Source organism: Enterobacter sp. CPE_E863, assembly GCF_046521465.1.
Classification (GTDB): Bacteria; Pseudomonadota; Gammaproteobacteria; order Enterobacterales; family Enterobacteriaceae; genus Enterobacter; species Enterobacter adelaidei.
This window is the reverse complement of the sequence record NZ_JBKFZX010000001.1, coordinates 1,588,381-1,604,849: the sequence shown is the minus strand read 5'-3', so window position 1 is coordinate 1,604,849 and position 16,469 is coordinate 1,588,381. Positions and strand designations below refer to the sequence as shown.

The 16,469-nt window shown below is 48.6% G+C and carries 25 protein-coding genes; 7 read left to right on the top strand and 18 right to left on the bottom strand.

The window, feature by feature from the left end; genetic code table 11:
* Nucleotides 1–505: 505 nt before the first annotated feature.
* The 3 genes from ACLHV8_RS07840 to ACLHV8_RS07830 are packed head-to-tail and all read right to left on the bottom strand — an operon-like array spanning nt 506 to nt 1,772.
* Complete coding sequence (locus ACLHV8_RS07840; RefSeq protein ID WP_208595337.1) at nt 506–1,024, bottom strand: hypothetical protein; 519 nt, start codon at nt 1,022–1,024, stop codon at nt 506–508.
* Entirely contained in the window at nt 1,021–1,557 is a 537-nt protein-coding gene (locus ACLHV8_RS07835; protein WP_208595338.1) for a lysozyme, read from the bottom strand. The genes ACLHV8_RS07840 and ACLHV8_RS07835 overlap by 4 nt, the downstream gene beginning before the upstream one ends.
* On the bottom strand, nt 1,557–1,772 hold the full coding sequence (locus ACLHV8_RS07830) for a class II holin family protein (RefSeq protein ID WP_023292747.1): 216 nt from the start codon (nt 1,770–1,772) through the stop codon (nt 1,557–1,559). The genes ACLHV8_RS07835 and ACLHV8_RS07830 overlap by 1 nt, the downstream gene beginning before the upstream one ends.
* 940 nt (nt 1,773–2,712) lie before the next feature.
* Here ACLHV8_RS07830 and ACLHV8_RS07825 point away from each other — a divergent pair.
* The gene (locus ACLHV8_RS07825) at nt 2,713–3,273 is read left to right on the top strand and encodes a hypothetical protein (RefSeq protein ID WP_410376841.1); all 561 of its coding nucleotides are present in this window, start codon (nt 2,713–2,715) and stop codon (nt 3,271–3,273) included.
* 91 nt (nt 3,274–3,364) lie between these two features.
* Here ACLHV8_RS07825 and ACLHV8_RS07820 read toward each other — a convergent pair.
* A protein-coding gene (locus ACLHV8_RS07820; protein ID WP_121528277.1) for an IS3-like element ISSen4 family transposase occupies nt 3,365–4,485 on the bottom strand; the annotation gives its coding sequence in 2 pieces (ribosomal slippage) (nt 3,365–4,227 and nt 4,227–4,485; 1,122 coding nt in all).
* Between the two features lie 121 nt (nt 4,486–4,606).
* On the opposite strand from ACLHV8_RS07820, the gene ACLHV8_RS07815 reads away from it, so the two are divergent.
* A protein-coding gene (locus ACLHV8_RS07815; protein WP_174491968.1) for an IS1 family transposase occupies nt 4,607–5,303 on the top strand; the annotation gives its coding sequence in 2 pieces (ribosomal slippage) (nt 4,607–4,860 and nt 4,859–5,303; 699 coding nt in all).
* Here the strand turns inward: ACLHV8_RS07815 and ACLHV8_RS07810 are convergent.
* The 14 genes from ACLHV8_RS07810 to ACLHV8_RS07745 form a co-directional block, all read right to left on the bottom strand.
* Nucleotides 5,238–5,624 carry an antiterminator Q family protein gene (locus tag ACLHV8_RS07810; RefSeq protein ID WP_208594601.1) on the bottom strand — a complete coding sequence of 129 codons (387 nt, stop codon included), beginning with the start codon at nt 5,622–5,624 and terminating at the stop codon, nt 5,238–5,240. The two genes, ACLHV8_RS07815 and ACLHV8_RS07810, sit on opposite strands and share 66 nt — an antisense overlap.
* Nucleotides 5,617–5,985: a RusA family crossover junction endodeoxyribonuclease gene (locus ACLHV8_RS07805; protein WP_208594602.1), complete on the bottom strand. Its 369-nt coding sequence runs from the start codon at nt 5,983–5,985 to the stop codon at nt 5,617–5,619. The genes ACLHV8_RS07810 and ACLHV8_RS07805 overlap by 8 nt, the downstream gene beginning before the upstream one ends.
* Nucleotides 5,978–6,271 carry a Ref family recombination enhancement nuclease gene (locus ACLHV8_RS07800; RefSeq protein ID WP_058648169.1) on the bottom strand — a complete coding sequence of 98 codons (294 nt, stop codon included), beginning with the start codon at nt 6,269–6,271 and terminating at the stop codon, nt 5,978–5,980. Before ACLHV8_RS07800 ends, ACLHV8_RS07805 begins: the two co-directional genes overlap by 8 nt.
* Before the next feature lie 144 nt (nt 6,272–6,415).
* The gene (locus ACLHV8_RS07795; protein WP_208594603.1) at nt 6,416–6,634 is read right to left on the bottom strand and encodes a hypothetical protein; all 219 of its coding nucleotides are present in this window, start codon (nt 6,632–6,634) and stop codon (nt 6,416–6,418) included.
* Nucleotides 6,635–6,808: 174 nt separating this feature from the next.
* Complete coding sequence (locus tag ACLHV8_RS07790) at nt 6,809–7,132, bottom strand: hypothetical protein (protein WP_208594604.1); 324 nt, start codon at nt 7,130–7,132, stop codon at nt 6,809–6,811.
* A 144-nt stretch (nt 7,133–7,276) separates the two neighbouring features.
* A complete protein-coding gene (locus ACLHV8_RS07785) occupies nt 7,277–8,380 on the bottom strand; it encodes a helix-turn-helix domain-containing protein (RefSeq protein ID WP_208594605.1) in 1,104 nt (367 codons plus the stop codon).
* Nucleotides 8,361–9,011 (bottom strand): hypothetical protein, encoded by a 651-nt coding sequence (locus ACLHV8_RS07780; protein ID WP_208594606.1) that lies wholly within the window; start codon nt 9,009–9,011, stop codon nt 8,361–8,363. Before ACLHV8_RS07780 ends, ACLHV8_RS07785 begins: the two co-directional genes overlap by 20 nt.
* A gap of 146 nt (nt 9,012–9,157) precedes the next feature.
* On the bottom strand, nt 9,158–9,361 hold the full coding sequence (locus ACLHV8_RS07775) for a hypothetical protein (protein ID WP_208594607.1): 204 nt from the start codon (nt 9,359–9,361) through the stop codon (nt 9,158–9,160).
* Complete coding sequence (locus ACLHV8_RS07770) at nt 9,358–9,618, bottom strand: DUF977 family protein (protein WP_208594608.1); 261 nt, start codon at nt 9,616–9,618, stop codon at nt 9,358–9,360. The genes ACLHV8_RS07775 and ACLHV8_RS07770 overlap by 4 nt, the downstream gene beginning before the upstream one ends.
* 200 nt (nt 9,619–9,818) lie before the next feature.
* Complete coding sequence (locus tag ACLHV8_RS07765) at nt 9,819–10,493, bottom strand: DUF1627 domain-containing protein (RefSeq protein ID WP_208594609.1); 675 nt, start codon at nt 10,491–10,493, stop codon at nt 9,819–9,821.
* Nucleotides 10,494–10,522: 29 nt separating this feature from the next.
* Nucleotides 10,523–11,476, bottom strand: a complete 954-nt coding sequence (locus tag ACLHV8_RS07760; RefSeq protein ID WP_208594610.1) for a helix-turn-helix domain-containing protein — start codon at nt 11,474–11,476, stop codon at nt 10,523–10,525.
* Nucleotides 11,473–11,730 (bottom strand): DUF4222 domain-containing protein, encoded by a 258-nt coding sequence (locus ACLHV8_RS07755; protein WP_020884636.1) that lies wholly within the window; start codon nt 11,728–11,730, stop codon nt 11,473–11,475. Before ACLHV8_RS07755 ends, ACLHV8_RS07760 begins: the two co-directional genes overlap by 4 nt.
* Nucleotides 11,731–11,746: 16 nt before the next feature.
* Nucleotides 11,747–12,196 (bottom strand): toxin YdaT family protein, encoded by a 450-nt coding sequence (locus ACLHV8_RS07750; protein WP_047747800.1) that lies wholly within the window; start codon nt 12,194–12,196, stop codon nt 11,747–11,749.
* The gene (locus tag ACLHV8_RS07745; protein ID WP_047749228.1) at nt 12,196–12,408 is read right to left on the bottom strand and encodes a Cro/CI family transcriptional regulator; all 213 of its coding nucleotides are present in this window, start codon (nt 12,406–12,408) and stop codon (nt 12,196–12,198) included. Before ACLHV8_RS07745 ends, ACLHV8_RS07750 begins: the two co-directional genes overlap by 1 nt.
* A gap of 77 nt (nt 12,409–12,485) precedes the next feature.
* Here ACLHV8_RS07745 and ACLHV8_RS07740 point away from each other — a divergent pair, with 77 nt between their 5' ends.
* The 5 genes from ACLHV8_RS07740 (at nt 12,486) to ACLHV8_RS07720 (ending at nt 16,432) form a co-directional block, all read left to right on the top strand.
* Nucleotides 12,486–12,905, top strand: coding sequence for a helix-turn-helix domain-containing protein (locus ACLHV8_RS07740; RefSeq protein WP_208594611.1), 420 nt, complete (start codon nt 12,486–12,488; stop codon nt 12,903–12,905).
* Between the two features lie 683 nt (nt 12,906–13,588).
* Nucleotides 13,589–13,774, top strand: a complete 186-nt coding sequence (locus ACLHV8_RS07735) for a hypothetical protein (protein ID WP_142977694.1) — start codon at nt 13,589–13,591, stop codon at nt 13,772–13,774.
* Between the two features lie 67 nt (nt 13,775–13,841).
* Nucleotides 13,842–14,114 carry a hypothetical protein gene (locus ACLHV8_RS07730; protein WP_047747798.1) on the top strand — a complete coding sequence of 91 codons (273 nt, stop codon included), beginning with the start codon at nt 13,842–13,844 and terminating at the stop codon, nt 14,112–14,114.
* Nucleotides 14,115–14,337: 223 nt separating this feature from the next.
* Complete coding sequence (locus tag ACLHV8_RS07725) at nt 14,338–16,206, top strand: exodeoxyribonuclease VIII (RefSeq protein WP_208594612.1); 1,869 nt, start codon at nt 14,338–14,340, stop codon at nt 16,204–16,206.
* Entirely contained in the window at nt 16,193–16,432 is a 240-nt protein-coding gene (locus ACLHV8_RS07720; protein WP_208594613.1) for a DUF4060 family protein, read from the top strand. The genes ACLHV8_RS07725 and ACLHV8_RS07720 overlap by 14 nt, the downstream gene beginning before the upstream one ends.
* Nucleotides 16,433–16,469: the final 37 nt, after the last annotated feature.

Sequence of the window (16,469 nt, the reverse complement as noted above, 5' to 3'; positions counted from 1 at the left end):
CATTCGAATTACACTCTTTTATTGGGTTATACACCAATTATAGCGTTTACCCACAACATTTTTATACCGTTCTAACTTTAAACTTCTGCTGTTCAATATTTTCAAATTGGATGTTCGTTTAACCTGTATCGCTCAGTGGCTTCTCCCATGAAGAGCTTGCTTCTTTTGTTCTGTCATTCTAATGCCTGCAGTCGGCTTTACGTGATGCACACATAGCATTGCGGGCCTAAGAAAGTTCTCAATCGTTTCCGCTTACGCTTGTTGATCCTAAGTTAAGTGCCAGGCTATTCAAGACTCTGATGTGGAGTTTGCCATTCTAGGGAAGCATCTATAAAAAGAGCAAGTGAAACTGAGACTCTGGTAGCCCTCCATGCGGGGGCTTTTTTTTTACAATGCTGCGCTTCGCTTGTTAAATATTGAGTCTTTTCTACAATTTAATAGTGCTTTGCTATGTCAGGTAAAGCCGTCGTTCAGGAATACCCGTGTGCTCAAGGACGAGCCATCCCTAGTGCTTTCTTTCCAACTCGATTTGCCTTATGCCAGCCAGGTTATTGTTGCCCTTCTCAATCAAGGCCAATAGTGGTTTTATCCAGAGCACTGCCTGGCAATATGTCATTGAGCTGGTGGCAACGGCACGATCATCGGCTGCGTCAGGTCTGCTGGTATCGGTGTGCAAGGCGCTGGCACGTAAACGGTGCGCGTATTCGAGCAACCCGCCAGCAATGTCAGCAGGAACAGGCAGATCACAGGTTTTTTCACGGCGGAGAATCTCCCGGTATTCGATTACGGTTTCTTCGGTGCTGATGTCGATCAGGGAGTTAAGCCTGTTGGCTTGTTCTGCAACCTGATTGAATCGATTGAAATTGAACGCCTGTATGGCAATCACCTGCCCCTGCAAAGCGTTGTCACTTCGCAGAACGTCATTATCGCTCTGAAGGCTACTGGCGTTTGAGCAACTCTTAGCGAGAGCGACCGAAAGGCCAGCAATAACAACAACGCAGATAAGACCCGGATTAATTTTCATTGGTCCAGCCCCCAGCACGCCAGCGAGCTTTCCTGTTCACGCCGCTCAACCTGTCCATAGCAGCCATTTTTCTGGCCTTTGGTCAGGCGGCAATCACGTCCACCGTCTTTAATCCACCAGCGGATCGCTTCGCATGCTCCTTTACGGTCACCTTCGTTGATTCGCTTATAGAAGGTCGAAGGGAAACATTTACCCGGGCCAATGTTGTACGGGCAGAAGGATGCTATACCTACCTTCTGCGGCTCTGTCAGAGGCACTTTGATATTGCGATCAACCCAGGTTAATGCCTTATCGCGTTCAATAGCGTTAAGCTTCCGGCATTGTTCCTCAGTGGCCGTCATGCCCTTAACAACACGCCTGCCATCGATAACGGTCACGCCGTGACATAAAGACCAGACCCCACCCGGATCAACAACGGCCACCAGCGCATTGCCTTCTTTCTCGCTGATGAACTGGTCAAAAATGAGTGGAGCAGATGCACCTGATGCGATTAGTGCCAGCACTACTGCGCTGAGTTTTGATTTATTAGACATCATTCACCTCGCGCAGCTCTTCGACGGTCTGCTTTGATTTGGAAATAGAGGTTGGTGAGAAAGGTGAGCAAGCCGAACAGTAAACTACCGATCACACCTATAGCCGCCCACTGCTCAGGGGAGTAACCATCAAGAAGTCTTCTAAACCAGTAAATGGCACTACCTCCCGATGCGCCGTAGGAAATGCCAGTAGTTATTTTGTCCATTCGATACATGCTCTCACCTCGCTCTATGCGGGTGCTGTCGTGAGAATAAAAAAAGCCCGCTTTTGAAGGCGGGCTAATGAGTTGACTATTTGTAAGGTAGGTGTGAGTAAGGCCTATGCTCAGGAGTGAAGCTGTATCGGCTGATTCACTATCGGTCCAGGAGAACCACAGGGCATTCAGTTACTTCCCACAACTCAAAGAGTAGCAGCAGTTTGCAAAACCATAAAAAAAGGCCTGCTTTTTATGGCAGGCTCTCAAGGAATTTGAAGCTTGTATTATTGTAGTCATGGTGCCGGGTGCCTCCCGGTGACTCTACCCCAGTCAGCAAAGCCGCGCGCATACCTGCAGATAGCAGTTGACTGGAACGCCCTTTCGCTTAGAAAGGATTCACCACGCAAATAAAATACGTCTCATTCATTCCCACAGTCAATGATTGCCTGTCGCGAGACCTATCAGAACTATGGGAAACAAAAAGGCCGCCTACTGGCAGCCTTGTGAAAATTATTTTAGTCACTTACATCTGAACGCTTCAGGGATAGATGGGTTTTCCCCAGATCGGCAAGAAGGACACCACGACTGAACAATGTGCCTACCATCGCCCATATCCCTGAACCCAAAGTCTTCAGTTTTATAAAACACATGCACACCTGCATCTGCCGAGCACTTTGGGCAAGACTTATAGTCAACACCATTATGCACAGCATCTTGTGAATCGTTTAAAGAACATTCACAGACAGCACAAATACCCATACAGCTTCTCCTTGCGTTAACTGAAGGACAGCAATAGCAAAGCACTGTGGATATATCTTTGATAAAGATCGCTTTTTTGGAGTTGCAAGAGGTGCTTAAGCAGATTTCGAAGAGACTACTCTTAACAGCTTACGATAGTTTTTGCGTACGCGTTAGTTTTTTCTTATGATGGTAGCAAACCAATTTCCCTGGATTAGCGATGAGCTTCAAAGACATCTTCCCATTTCTGACGTTCATTCTTGGCATTTTTTTTACAGGTCATATTGAAGGGAGAAAAGAAAAAGCAAGAATAAAAACACTTAAGAAAAATGTTCTTCTTGAACTTGAAGATGAGCTTTCTATTCTGGAAAGGTCGATCAAAGTAACAAGTGAAAGCATTTATACTAGAATGATGAAACCGAACAATTTTCAGCATATCTCTCTCGGTAAAAGATTCAACCCTATCCTTTTGGAAAAAAACATTAATGATGTTTACTCTCATTTCAACAGGGATACAAGAATAGCTTTGAAAAATTGTTTACTACTAATGAATCAAATAAAAGAAAAATATAATTACGTCTGTGACAGCTGGAAAACTGATAATATAAAATGCCGCGCCAAAGAAGAATCTATGCTTTACAGCATGTTGAGTCTTTACTATCTCTTAAACAAACTTAAAAATGAAAGGGATAGGTTCAGTCTCCCTGACATTCCTAACGATGAAATCGTAGATAGAGCAGCGGAGGCTTTACAAGTCCTCCGCCCGTTGAAGAAGAAGTAATTTATGCTTGTTCAACTAAGGACAATACTCCATTAATAAACCCCAAGGCCGTGTGGGTAATGTGACCTGCCCCCACGATTAGATACAACACTCAGTTAGTAACGTCGGAATCTTCATTCTCAGAATGACCCTTTCTCCAGCCCGCTGCAAATTCAGACGGTGTCTGATAATTCAGCGTGGAGTGCGGGCGGCATTCGTTATAATCCTGCCGCCAGTCATTAATAATTTTCCTGGCATGAACGATATCGCTGAACCAGTGCTCATTCAAACATTCATCGCGAAATCGTCCGTTAAAGCTCTCAATAAATCCGTTCTGCGTTGGCTTGCCCGGCTGGATTAAGCGCAACTCAACACCATGCTCAAAGGCCCATTGATCCAGTGCACGGCAAGTGAACTCCGGCCCCTGGTCAGTTCTTATCGTCGCCGGATAGCCTCGAAACAGTGCAATGCTGTCCAGAATACGCGTGACCTGAACGCCTGAAATCCCAAAGGCAACAGTGACCGTCAGGCATTCCTTTGTGAAATCATCGACGCAGGTAAGACACTTGATCCTGCGACCGGTGGAAAGTGCGTCCATGACGAAATCCATCGACCAGGTCAGATTGGGCGCCGCCGGACGGAGCAGCGGCAGACGTTCTGTTGCCAGCCCTTTACGACGTCTTCTGCGTTTTACGCCCAGGCCACTGAGGTGATAAAGCCGGTACACGCGCTTATGATTAACATGAAGCCCTTCACGGCGCAGCAACTGCCAAATACGACGGTAGCCAAAACGCCTGCGCTCCAGTGCCAGCTCAGTGATGCGCCCTGATAAATGCGCATCAGCAGCCGGACGGTGAGCCTCATAGCGGCAGGTCGACAGGGATAAACCTGTAAGCCTGCAGGCACGACGTTGCGACAGACCGGTCGCATCACACATCAACATCACGGCTTCCCGCTTCTGGTCTGTCGTCAGTACTTTCGCCCAAGAGCCACCTGAAGCGCCTCTTTATCCAGCATGGCTTCGGCAAGCAGCTTCTTGAGTCTGGCGTTCTCTTCCTCAAGCGACTTCAGGCGCTTAACTTCAGGCACCGCCATACCGCCATACTTCTTACGCCAGGTGTAAAACGTGGCATCGGAAATGGCATGCTTGCGGCAGAGTTCACGGGCGGGTACCCCAGCTTCGGCTTCGCGGAGAATACTGATGATCTGTTCGTCGGAAAAACGCTTCTTCATGGGGATGTCCTCATGTGGCTTATGAACATTACTAACATCGGGGTGTACTAATCAACGGGGAGCAGGTCAAATGGTGCCAACTTACTGATTTAGTGTATGATGGTGTTTTTGAGGTGCTCCAGTGGCTTCTGTTTCTATCAGCTGTCCCTCCTGTTCAGCTACTGAAGGCGTGGTGCGTAACGGTAAAAGTACTGCCGGACATCAGCGCTATCTCTGCTCTCACTGCCGTAAAACATGGCAGCTACAGTTCACTTACACCGCTTCTCAACCCGGTACGCATCAGAAAATCATTGATATGGCCATGAATGGCGTCGGATGTCGCGCCAGTGCACGCATTATGGGCGTTGGCCTCAACACGATTTTACGACACTTAAAAACTCAGGCCGCAGTCGGTAAACTCACGCATACAACCGGGCAGTGACGTCATTGTTTGCGCGGAAATGGACGAACAGTGGGGTTACGTCGGCGCTAAATCACGCCAGCGCTGGTTGTTTTACGCGTATGACAGGATACGGAGGACGGTTGTGGCGCACGTATTCGGTGAACGCACGTTGGCCACGCTGGAGCGTCTTCTGGGCCTGCTGTCGGCCTTTGAGGTCGTGGTATGGATGACGGATGGCTGGCCGCTGTATGAATCACGCCTGAAGGGAGAACTGCACGTTATCAGCAAGCGATATACGCAGCGCATTGAGCGGCATAACCTGAATCTGAGGCAGCATCTGGCAAGGCTGGGCAGGAAGTCACTGTCGTTCTCAAAATCGGTGGAGCTGCATGACAAAGTCATCGGGCATTATCTGAACATAAAACACTATCAGTAAGTTGGAGTCATTACCGGCCGTGTGGAGGTCTTTTCTTACTGTTCCGTCTGAGCATTTCCTTTTCTTGGCGATTGCTCTTAAAGAAATTCCGGCTACAAAGTGAACGATTATTAACTCGTATTCGTCAGGCTTATACTTCTTAAGACGCGCGACACAACTATCAATCATTATCCCTTCATCGTCATCACATTGCAGGCGTGACTTTTTACCGTGCGGCAGTAATCCTTTAAAACCAGCAGCTATGGGTTGCCAGTCGACTCCACTGCTATCAGCTGCAGCCCAGGCACCCCAGCGGTCCATTACCTCGTACATGTCACGCATTTTTCTCTCCAATGTCTTCGATAATTATCATTCCGGTTTCGCCCCATATTTTTGATGTCCGGGTGCCCCAGATATGGGAATCATCCTCAAACAAGGCGTCCAACAGAGATTTTTTTAAGTTGTCCAGATCGGGCTTTTGCTGATGGGGCTGGCCGTCCATAGCTTCGCGCTTTTTCTTGCTCCAGCTCGGCGGCATCGGCAAAACGAAGGTGATATGGGCACCGCTCTCCGGCACCCGGATTCCATGCAGGCGGGCTTCATCGCAAAACATGCGATAGCGCATCACTGGCGGGCGCTGTTTCCATTTATCGCGGCGAGTCATGCGGGGTTTACCGACAGGAGTGATGATGTATTTAGGCATAGAACACTCCCAGCTCTAACTGGACCTGCTCCAGCAGCTGCAACTCGGTACCGAAGTTTTTCTCCCATTGCTTACGGCCAGCATGAATGGCCACACCATAACCGCCGTTGCGATGGTGGGTATGACAAAGGGGAATTGATTTCCGATGGTCAGCACGTAGACTTGTGCCCTGCCCGGTTCGGATATGGTGAATTTCAGCAGGCGTTTCGCCCAACTGCAGATTTCTGCACACAATGCAGCCCAGTGCGGCCACACGTGAAAGATGGAGGCTATCTGCTTTCTTCATGCTGGACCACCAGCATAAGCAGGAACACCGCACATAGACGGGCGGTGAGAGTTGTTTAGAGTAATGCTCTGCGCCATTTTGATTCCTAAGGTTGGCGCAGTAATCAGTGGGTGTTCAGCCCGCTTGATTATTATAAATCAACACTTACGGCTTGAGAACCTTAAGTGCTTCTGGCAAAGAGTTTAAGTTTATTATCCGATCTTCTTCGTCCAGAATCTGGGCTGAAAGCCCACCCTCTTCCTGGCGAATCAGTGTGCGCAATGCCTTTCTGGTCACCAAGTAATCTGTTATTTCACCATCATTAAGACATAAAACAAGTATTCCGTCTTTGGTGAGACCGGCTGCAAATTCGTTCAATTTCATGGGCACATCCCTAAAAATGGATTTCCCCTTGCGGGGGCGGTCCTTTTCTCCCTGTGAACTGATTTCATTAAGGTTTCCGCTAACCAGATTTCTAATAGGTTAGAAAGATCAATTAACTGTAATTGACCTGTCTAACCGATCTGCTTTCAAGACTCATGAATCAGATCCAGCCTTTTAAATCACAGGCCGATTATCGGTATCGGTCACACGATTCAGGAGGTGAGTTACCACGCCCATTACGGTTGTATCGTCCAGCGCATCGCCCTCGATAGCCTCTCCATCCTGAGTGATCAGCGCTTTCCCCTGGACTTTTGCGAAGTCCAGACTGCCACAGAACGAAACCAGGACTGTGTCTCCCACTTCCGGCTTTCTGGCGACGCTTATGATCGCGTACCCGGCTGATGTTTCGATGGTTCGGCAGTTGCCGTCATACCCGCAAAGGCTGGTGATAGTGAGCATCTGTTCTGCGTAGTCTGCTGCTGGTGATGGAAAACCCATGATAACCCCCTGCGACAAGTACTGTGTATTTATACAGTACACCTGAGAGCCAGATTGATCAACGCTTTAAGAGCACGAATTGTTAAATTCATGTCGACCGAGGGTATAAAAAAACCCGCTAGCAGCGGGCTCTGTAAGAATGATTCACACAAGTTGGAGAAAATTTTTAGGATTCGAAATCGGTCGATTAACGGAGAACAATTCTCTAATTAGTTCTTGGCTCAACCCAGTTTTCATAAGTATTTTAATCCATGTTGCATCGTCCAACATATCGATCGCTTCTGCAAACATACTTGGCTCTTCGGGTCGTAAGAGTTCATCACCTGGTTCAACTTTTGTAAACCCTTTAGAGTTCAGATGCATATAGCCTGTTCTTGCTTGCTCTTGGGTTAGTAATCCCAAAGCACTGGCTCGATAAATGCACATTTTAAGGCTAATTTTCCACCTTAATTTGAATTGGACCAAGGCGTTCCAATCAAATTGCTTCCCTCTGATCCGCGGAAACTCCTTAATGAAGGACAACCGCGGAACTAGCAAAGCACTAGAGAATCGATCAGCTTGAGATTCAGTCAGCTTATCACCTGTAGTTATACCTTCATGCATAACCAAGTGGCCTAATTCATGCCCTAAATCCGAACGAAATCTGCAGATGCTTTTTTTGACATTGTTTCTAATGATAACTGGCCGATTATTATGGACAGTGAAAGCATCAACACGGTCATCTACTCCTGTAACATGGGCTACGATAACGCCCAAACTCTCTGCCAATTTAACCATAGATGAGATTGGACCCAGACCTAAATTCCAGGCGCGGCGGCAATCCTCAGCCACACGTTCTATATCATTAGGAGTCAGCAGATCAGCTCCAGGATGTTCCGGGATACTGACTTCAGGGAACTCTATTTCTCCTTCAACCGCAGAAATTATAATGTTAAGTATCTCAGCCCTAGCTAGAACACTATTAGTCAGCGTTTGAGTTCGAGATTTCTTACTACGAAAATGGCATACATCACTTTCTAATGCATACTTCCGTTCAGTAAAAAGAAAATCGGGTTTAATCATTAGAGCGGCAGATATTAACTCTAACATTTGCTCTGATGGTCTAAACCCTTTCTCGAGCTTGCTAACGAATTGTTTTGTTTTGCCAATTTTCTCTGCTAACTCTTCGCAAGAAAGCCCAACAGCCATCCTAGCTAGCTTGAGCTTATCCCCACGATAATCAGTGAAGTCAATCACCTGATGTTCCATTGCTGCTCACATCCAAATCTTGATCTTTGTTACGACGACGAAGATGCGCCTTACCAATCTCAGCTTCGTCTGGGAAGGTATTGGAATCAAGAGGCATAAGTGGTACTGAAGCAGTAGATTGATGTGAAATCATACTTATCTGAGCACCATATGCATTAAATCCAACAAGCGCCACCTCCCAACGAGGCAGTGTTGATTCCAGCTCACCATCTTCCTCTACGGATATAAATGGCTCTGCTAAAATTCGCCATGTAATATCTTGCTCGGCTTCTACATCACCGAATAAAGAAAGTTGCTCGCACTCGACTTTGTTTCTAAGGAGGCGATGTCGCTTCTTGGGATTGTTGATACAGTCTTTGGAGAATTGCAATGGTACTTTATTTAAAGCAACTACATAGTCCAGACCCTTCGATACCATTTCAAGACCTGGAATCGTTCCTTCACTTTGAATGAGATGATTTCTGACCCAATCATAAGCTCTCACACCCTCAGACCAATTGCTGTCTAAGGTGTGCTTGTGGTAATACAATTGCTCAAGTACGTTAGCGATTTCTGCCAACAGTTGACGGACATTTTTTTCAGCGAGATAGGGCTGAAATTCCCAACAAGGTGCTAGCTGATGATCACTCATTTCAAGTTTCGCTTTTTTTGGAATTCGTAAACCATATATTTTCGCACTTTCTCGATTTTGTCAACCAACCGAAATGAAAAAAGGTATTGTCGCCACCTTTCGTTTTGTAGATCACTTTTCAACAAAGCACGCCCTAGTTAAAGAGGTCAGGCAGTACCGCCTTCGATTGGCTTAATGCTGCTCAGAATCAGTCGGCGCGATGTCAGCGGCGCGCCGCTACGGCGGCCATCTGTTTTCCGGTAGGTTTCAGTGCGGCCAACACACCGGGTTGTTGGAGTCTCGCGCAACTGCACGGTTTTCTCGCCATCTTTGGTGATGATGGTTCCGGTATGGGTTTTGATATTGCTCATACTGCCGCCTTACTGTGCGAAAATCGCTTCAGGTCAAATTCGATGATTGCGCGATCGTCACGAAAAATACCGCAGCGACCGTAGCGGATAAGCTCTCCACGTTGCACGGCGATCCGGATGTACTTCTCTGCCGTGGTTCGGTGCAGGTTAAACATCGCGACGACGTCCTTCGTCGTGATACGGCCCTGCTCTTTCACCAGTTCGATAATCCGGTTAATCATCACCGTGCGCTCTTCATGAGTTTTTGGTCGTGGCATCGTTGATTCCTCCCACAAGCTCTTTCCATTTATCCTGAAGCAACTGCCGGGCCGCTGCCTCACCATCAGGCGGGAACGAAAATCCCGCTCGGATGCCAGGGCAACCGTTCGAACAGCGGACCTCTGCTGAACCCCAGTTAATTCCCCGGCTGCGAACCCTCAGTGAAGGGGCCATGCCGCATTGAGGACATTTCGGTAAATTATTCATTCCCCAGCCCCTCCAGCAGATGCTTATGGCGGCGCAGTTCCCGAACAGCCCCCTGCAGACGCTGCAGGTTTGACAGCTTCGCTTTTGTTCGGCGGATTTCACTGGAGATATAACGGGATAACGGAATAATCAGGTCATCCGGACGGGAAGCAAATGCCGGGATGGTCTCAATAATTTCTGCAGTTGTTTTTTCTGGCTGCGCAGCTTCGGCTGTAGCGCCTGCGGCCTCACCGGCTCCAGGCAGAGACCATGTCACGCCCTTCCCCTTCCCATTTTTGATAACCACGCCCTGGCGCTCAAAAGACAGCATTACAGAGACCATGCCGCGGGCATTACGATTTACAGCTGCAGCCAGCGCCGCGGTGGTCATAGCGCCGCTCGTTCCAAGCAGCTGGCGGATGGTCACAGCATCAACCGGTGCTGGTTCATCACCTTTCAGGCGCGGATCCTGATATGCTGACGCCGCTACCTGCGGTTTGGTCGGTTGCCTGGCCTGCTCTTGCATGGTACCAAGAGACCATGCCCCATCGTAAAAATCACATAACCCCTGTTCTTTCTGCTCGCGCAGCATGTTCAGCGCTTCAACAGGCTCGATATCCAGACGGGCAGCAACTTCGCGATATGTCGCTTTTTTCATGGCTTTCAGTGCATCAAGTACGGTTTCCATAAATATTCTCCTGATAAAATTCAGTTAGATCAGACCCTGAAGCCCGCTTTTGCCGCGGCCTCAATGTCGTTTTTGTAATATTCATCGTCAAAAGAACTGCGCATCACTCCGCTATGAGCGACAGGTGCCAGTTTCAGTACAAGGTCATCCCATTTTTCACGCAACTTCGCGGGGCTTAGCACGTTTCGGCACCAGAACGGGTCGCTCTGGACTCGCTTGAACATGTCGCAAATCTGGCGGTGCGTGCGCCCGTCGATAGTGCGCATCAGCCGGATCTCGTTTGCCCATGCGTTCCAGTTTGGTTCTCTTGGGCGAGCAACTTCACCATCGGTTTCGGCTGCTTGTTCATACAGGGTTCGGATCCTGGAAAATATCCAGCTTGCGCATTGATGATCTTCTGGTGTGCCCCATTTTTTCGTGGCAGGTATTTTTTTGGCTGAATCTTCGCCGTCTGGAGATTCGCCAGAATTTCCGGACGAAGAGATCTGTTTTAATGATGGATCTGTAGTTACTGACGGATCGTGTCCAGATTCTGAACCCTGAGAACCCTGTTTATTCGCGTTTTCTGAACGTTCGGGATTTGAACGTTCAGAACCTGAATGTTCAGAATCTGAATCATCAGGGTTGGCTAACCCCTTGTTTAATGGGTGTCCAGATTTTGAACGTTCAGAATCTGAACCCTGAAAATATGCTGCCGCCGTGCGTAATTTTTCAGCATTCAGCGTGTATAAATTAGTGCCGCTGCGCTGGCCGTTTCGACGTTCGGTACGGGTTAACCATCCGTCTGCCTCAAGCTGGGTTATCGCAGTTATCACAGTGCTGCGCCCGGCCCCAAGCTGGCGGGCAATGGTGGCAACAGACGGCCAGCACACTCCCTCATCCGAGCTAAAATCGGCCAGGCGAGCCATAACCAGCAGTTTTATGCCCTTGACACCCTGTGCGGCACAACCGTCCCACACCCAGGAAGATAATTTCACGCTCACGACTTCACCTCAGTGAACTTAATTTCAAACTCTCGGCGCCCTGTTTCACTGACGCCGGTGTGCCCCTCCCGGCGATATGACACGCGGAGCTGGGATGCACGTAAAACAGTCACCATGCGCCCGCGTTCGTCGCGGTACCGCTTCCCTGGAATGATTTCACCGCGGCGATCCACTGGCTCCTGAGCGGGTCGGTTATTCATCGCGTTTTTCATGCGCTCTGCCAGTGCGCTCGCTAATTCCTGAGAAGTACGCATAGTTGCCTCCAGAACGTTATGCAGCCCGATGGCTGTTCATGATTTGAACCTTTACGCCCACCAGCTGCGCCAGCGCGTCTATCGCTTCCAGAGTTTCACGCCTGATTACCGGTTGCGGTTTCCCGGTGAATACCGCGTTGGTAGCTTCGATACATTCTTTGTTCACTCTGGCGGCCCGGTAGAGCATGCAGTCCTTCTGCTCCAGCTCGTTATCAATCGCGGCGCGCACCGCATAGCTCAGCGCCTCTGCCTGCTTGAGATAATTCGGCGTATCGTTTCTGAAGGCGCGCTGAATAACCTGCTTGTTGTTGTGCAGTCGGCGCGCGTACTCGTCAGGGTCGGTAACGTCATTGAGTGTCAGCAGCAAATCACCAAAGTGATGCGGGGTTATCAGCTGCGTGACCGTCTTCCAACCCTTTTCCTGCGCCCAGGACTCCAGTTCGCATGCCAGCTTTTTGATTTCCATCAGTCAGACTCCTTTGAATCTTTTGGGTTATCTTTGTGCTCATACAAAACTGAGTCGTACTTCAATGCACCACCCGTTATCTTTTCCAGTCGCGCGGCTCGTCGTTCGGGGACCAACTCCCCCCATTCACTGACAGAGGATCGAGCGATGTTGAGAGCTCTCGCCACATTGGCTTTTTTCCCAAAGTGTTTTATTACATCTTCGGTTTTCATTGGGTTCTCCTTGGTAAGTTTTCCTAACTTTATATGTTAAGGAAAAAAGAGTCAATGCGCGTTAGGATTTCCGAACTATGAAAACGATCGGTCAGCGTATAAAAGAGCGACGCTCTGCCTTGAAATATACCCAGCGCAGCCTAGGTAAACAGGCTGGGGTTGCCCATGTCACAATCTCTCAGTGGGAACGTGATGAAACCTCACCGAGGGGCGATAACCTATTCAAACTAGCTGCAGCACTGAACGTGGAGCCAGGCTGGATCATTAAGGGGGATGAGGGGTATGAACCACCATCAGCCGAATCCTACAGATTGTTATCCCCACAGCAGCATCAGCTTCTAGAGCTCTTCGATAAGCTTCCTAATGCAGAGAAAGAGCAACACATCATCAATTTGCGGGATAAGGTCAAGGACTATGATGAAACGTTCAATGACCTCATAAAAACCAAAAGCAAAGAAGAAATCCTGCAGATCCTCAAAAACCTCGACATCAAATAATTTTCCACCCCATAGGCCGCTCCAGCAGCGGCCTTTTTGTGTTTTCCATACCCCTTCCGTTAGGTTTTGCGAAATTTAAACTTGACGATTTGTTAGGTTTAAATAACAATCAGCGTTATCAAAACTTAACAGCAGTAATCAGTAAACGTTCCGCCTACCCGGCGATAAGGGTGATTAGCCAAGCAAAGTAGCAAACAGGGGTTCGAGATGGAAAAAGCATACGAAGAGTATTTCAACAGTCTGGCTGAGGGTGAAGAAGCACTGAGCTTTTCCGAGTTCGTCCAGGCAGTTTCTTGAATGTGGCGTAAGCCAAAGTCTTGAAGGCGGTTTTCTCAGGTTGCGCGCTAAAGCATAGCGGGGAGAACCTGGGGCGGAGAGCAAACCCCGCGATGCAGGACTTGAAATACCTGCACAGACCAATAAGCCGCATGGCAGCGTAACTGCCCTTTACATCTGCCCTGGCGAGGTGGCGCCGCCGAACCAGGGCAGATGAATCGTCCACAACATGTAAGCGCATTCTTCTTTTCACTGATGGGGATCGGTTTGTTAACTGGCGGAATGCGCTTCCAGTTGTGGGCAATCGCAACATGAGGCTACGTGTAGTTTTGGTGGTATATGCGTTTCCCGTGGTCCATGCATATACCACCCTTTTTAAAGCTGGTTTCATAGTGGAGTGTTCATATATGGATAAGACACAATTAACACCGGAACAACAAATTGCCTGGGCACAGGGAAAACTCGTCACTTCAGTATTTCTTCGTGATGTTGCCGGATGCCATGCCGCCTGGAAAGTATTACGGAAATACAGAAATTTCGTTGTGCATCGCCAACCTCATCAGGAATGGCGAAATAATTTGAAAGTAATTTAATTTTACCAATCTAAAACCTATGCCTTAAACGGCAGGGATTTTCACACCCTGAACTCTGGAGTTTAAAATGAAAGTAAGCATTACAACCGTTGAGCTGAATCTCGTTATCGTAAATAAAGAGATTGCTACCTTTAATATTAACGGTGCCATTTCAGGCGTAGTTCATTTGCCATCATCAGGCCCTGTAACAGTCGTGCTTGACGGTGGCTACGTGCTCGGTGAGTTTCATTGCCCTGTTTGCGCTGTTGAGCACATTAGCTTGCTGTCTGTGAACTTCGCAGAAGCGCAGAACGCTTGTGGCATGTCTTATTATGATCACAAACGCCAACAACTTAACTGATATGGATGACATCATTTGTCATTGCGCTGTTTGCTGCCATAAATATAAAAAATCGGAAATGCACGAAAGGAAAACAGACATATACCCCTTTAAGCGCACGATTTATTTATGTGAGCAATGCAATGAAAAAAGAGAAAAGCGTAACGCGTTAAAAAATGTAAAGCGCGTTATTCGAAAACCATATCGCTAAACATCATTCACCAAAAAATTAATTGAGGTAATTATGTCTGTTGAATTAAAAGTTTTCGGCGGTGCTTATTTCCCAAAAGATAAAGCATTGAAAAAATACCCAGACTTAAAACCGCTTGCTACAGCAGTAAACTCGGCCACAAAAGCTATTGCTGAAGCTGTTATTTTCGGCAAGCTGGCGTCTGAACACCCTGAACATATTGATGATTATTTTAAGGTGAAAATCTGGGAGCACCGTGAGGATTTACCCTGCCCTGAGCTGGATGTTTTCTCGTCTGATTTTTTCGATACCGTGGCTATCTGGAATGTGAATGCAGGTGAACCTGCTGCTGCACCGCAACCAGAAACCGATACTATCGAAACTGGCCGTACCGCGGGCATGAAGATTGTACGCAACCTCGATCACGACTCCCGCGCGGCATGCCTTGCCCTATTCGGCGCAGTGGAGGAAATCACCGATTCGCAGTACGGCCAGGTTGTGGATTTAAATAATGATGACGATGGATGCTTCCAGCGTGAACTGGCCCAGGCCTTTGTGAAGGAGCCACGAGTGTTTGCCCTTAGCGGTGAGCGGCAGGAAGAATTACTGGCGTGGGTGCGCAAAACCATGAAGGTTTCAACGCAATGGCCTGATATCAAAAAAGGGATCACTAAGTGGATTGATACTCCGGCCGCCAAACGTGAGCCCGTATCCCCTGACATCCAGCCAGACACATCAGCCAACCTTGGCGGCAGTAACCCTACCGATCGCAGCCCTGACCTGGTGCATAATCTCGCTACTCTCCGTCTGGAAACCGCGCTTGGTATTCTCTCGGTTGCTATGGATTTCGATATCTACGCCATACCATCCGAAATTATGCGCCGCGCCAAAGAAATCGAAAGTGCAGGAACAGACCCTCGCTTTTCTGCATGGTGGAATAAATTACGTGGCACGCCTGGAATTCTGGATTTCTCCCGCGCAGCCATTATCGCGCTGATTAAAACCGCTCCGGAAGACCTGTATCTTAGGCCGGTTGATCTGCGTGCTTACATTAACCGCAACCTCGTCGAATCTAACCACGCTAAACCGGATCAAAAAACTGTTGATATCGCATGCGGCAACATCAAGCAGGAGAAAAACAATGCTGAAACCAAACCGCCTATACCTAGCGAAACTCAGCCGCCAGCAGTTTGCCCTGCCAAAGCTGCGCAGCTCGACAAAGAACTCAATGAGGCATTCGCTCAGAGCTCATCGCCAGTGCAGCAGCCCACGGACCAGCCGAAGGTGGAGAACCTGGGAGGAGGTGTCTTCTCTGTCGATGCACTGATAAAGACCACCTCCTCAAATGAAGTCACAAAACAGGAAGTACCACCAGCACCAGGCGAACGCGAAATTTCAATTTTGCATGCACTGAATGACCTGATTTCTGGCCGCACCGACATCATGGGGAAAGAAGAGGCAGAGAGAGCGGTGGCATGCACCGGCCAGCTCGTTTCCGATGTTATCCCGCTACTGATGGAAGATATCACCGCCACAGAATTTTGCTTGTCTCCTGATTTCACCGACGAGGAGATCCACGACGTGGCCACCACCATGCTGGATAGCTGGTCCGATGAAATTAGCGTTCGTCAGAAAATCGCTCTTGATGCGATCGTGGAATACCGACGACCGGAACCACCAAAATCTGTCGTGCTCGATCCGCTGGCAGTTACTGCAAAGCCGAAAGCAGAGCCCGAACCAGCATCTGAAACAAACGCTCCGCTTCTTTCTGTGACCTACCTGCAGCAGCTGACCATTGCAGCGCTGCAGGGCTTATGTTCCAACCCGGCTTATTGCAATCAGTATGAGGAATTACCGGCTATGGCCGCCGGGCTTGCCCGCAGCGTGATCAACCATCAGGAAGGTCCCAGTGCGTCTGATTAACCGTAGCAAGGGAGACAGCATCGGCGGGCCAGCATGCGCCGCCGCGCTCAAATGCCATTTTGAGAAATATGGCGAGCATGGTCGCAGCGACAAACAGACATTTTACACCATCAGGATCCAGGGGAGAAAAATTACGGTTGAGGTTGTAAACCGCCCACGTAGTTACGTGGCCACGGCAATGACCCGCGCCAGGAGCCTCCAATGTCTGCCCGGGCTTGATCGGTGATTTCTGACAATCAAATTACTATCTGCCGCTGCGGTAT

What these genes read in the sequence shown, in the direction of transcription:
- ACLHV8_RS07840 (WP_208595337.1), bottom strand. Translation starts at nt 1,024, where the DNA reads ATGAAAATTAATCCGGGTCTTATCTGCGTTGTTGTTATTGCTGGCCTT.
- ACLHV8_RS07835 (WP_208595338.1), bottom strand. Translation starts at nt 1,557, where the DNA reads ATGTCTAATAAATCAAAACTCAGCGCAGTAGTGCTGGCACTAATCGCA.
- ACLHV8_RS07830 (WP_023292747.1), bottom strand. Translation starts at nt 1,772, where the DNA reads ATGTATCGAATGGACAAAATAACTACTGGCATTTCCTACGGCGCATCG.
- ACLHV8_RS07825 (WP_410376841.1), top strand. Translation starts at nt 2,713, where the DNA reads ATGAGCTTCAAAGACATCTTCCCATTTCTGACGTTCATTCTTGGCATT.
- ACLHV8_RS07810 (WP_208594601.1), bottom strand. Translation starts at nt 5,624, where the DNA reads ATGCGTGACATGTACGAGGTAATGGACCGCTGGGGTGCCTGGGCTGCA.
- ACLHV8_RS07805 (WP_208594602.1), bottom strand. Translation starts at nt 5,985, where the DNA reads ATGCCTAAATACATCATCACTCCTGTCGGTAAACCCCGCATGACTCGC.
- ACLHV8_RS07800 (WP_058648169.1), bottom strand. Translation starts at nt 6,271, where the DNA reads ATGAAGAAAGCAGATAGCCTCCATCTTTCACGTGTGGCCGCACTGGGC.
- ACLHV8_RS07795 (WP_208594603.1), bottom strand. Translation starts at nt 6,634, where the DNA reads ATGAAATTGAACGAATTTGCAGCCGGTCTCACCAAAGACGGAATACTT.
- ACLHV8_RS07790 (WP_208594604.1), bottom strand. Translation starts at nt 7,132, where the DNA reads ATGGGTTTTCCATCACCAGCAGCAGACTACGCAGAACAGATGCTCACT.
- ACLHV8_RS07785 (WP_208594605.1), bottom strand. Translation starts at nt 8,380, where the DNA reads ATGGAACATCAGGTGATTGACTTCACTGATTATCGTGGGGATAAGCTC.
- ACLHV8_RS07780 (WP_208594606.1), bottom strand. Translation starts at nt 9,011, where the DNA reads ATGAGTGATCATCAGCTAGCACCTTGTTGGGAATTTCAGCCCTATCTC.
- ACLHV8_RS07775 (WP_208594607.1), bottom strand. Translation starts at nt 9,361, where the DNA reads ATGAGCAATATCAAAACCCATACCGGAACCATCATCACCAAAGATGGC.
- ACLHV8_RS07770 (WP_208594608.1), bottom strand. Translation starts at nt 9,618, where the DNA reads ATGCCACGACCAAAAACTCATGAAGAGCGCACGGTGATGATTAACCGG.
- ACLHV8_RS07765 (WP_208594609.1), bottom strand. Translation starts at nt 10,493, where the DNA reads ATGGAAACCGTACTTGATGCACTGAAAGCCATGAAAAAAGCGACATAT.
- ACLHV8_RS07755 (WP_020884636.1), bottom strand. Translation starts at nt 11,730, where the DNA reads ATGCGTACTTCTCAGGAATTAGCGAGCGCACTGGCAGAGCGCATGAAA.
- ACLHV8_RS07750 (WP_047747800.1), bottom strand. Translation starts at nt 12,196, where the DNA reads ATGGAAATCAAAAAGCTGGCATGCGAACTGGAGTCCTGGGCGCAGGAA.
- ACLHV8_RS07745 (WP_047749228.1), bottom strand. Translation starts at nt 12,408, where the DNA reads ATGAAAACCGAAGATGTAATAAAACACTTTGGGAAAAAAGCCAATGTG.
- ACLHV8_RS07740 (WP_208594611.1), top strand. Translation starts at nt 12,486, where the DNA reads ATGAAAACGATCGGTCAGCGTATAAAAGAGCGACGCTCTGCCTTGAAA.
- ACLHV8_RS07735 (WP_142977694.1), top strand. Translation starts at nt 13,589, where the DNA reads ATGGATAAGACACAATTAACACCGGAACAACAAATTGCCTGGGCACAG.
- ACLHV8_RS07730 (WP_047747798.1), top strand. Translation starts at nt 13,842, where the DNA reads ATGAAAGTAAGCATTACAACCGTTGAGCTGAATCTCGTTATCGTAAAT.
- ACLHV8_RS07725 (WP_208594612.1), top strand. Translation starts at nt 14,338, where the DNA reads ATGTCTGTTGAATTAAAAGTTTTCGGCGGTGCTTATTTCCCAAAAGAT.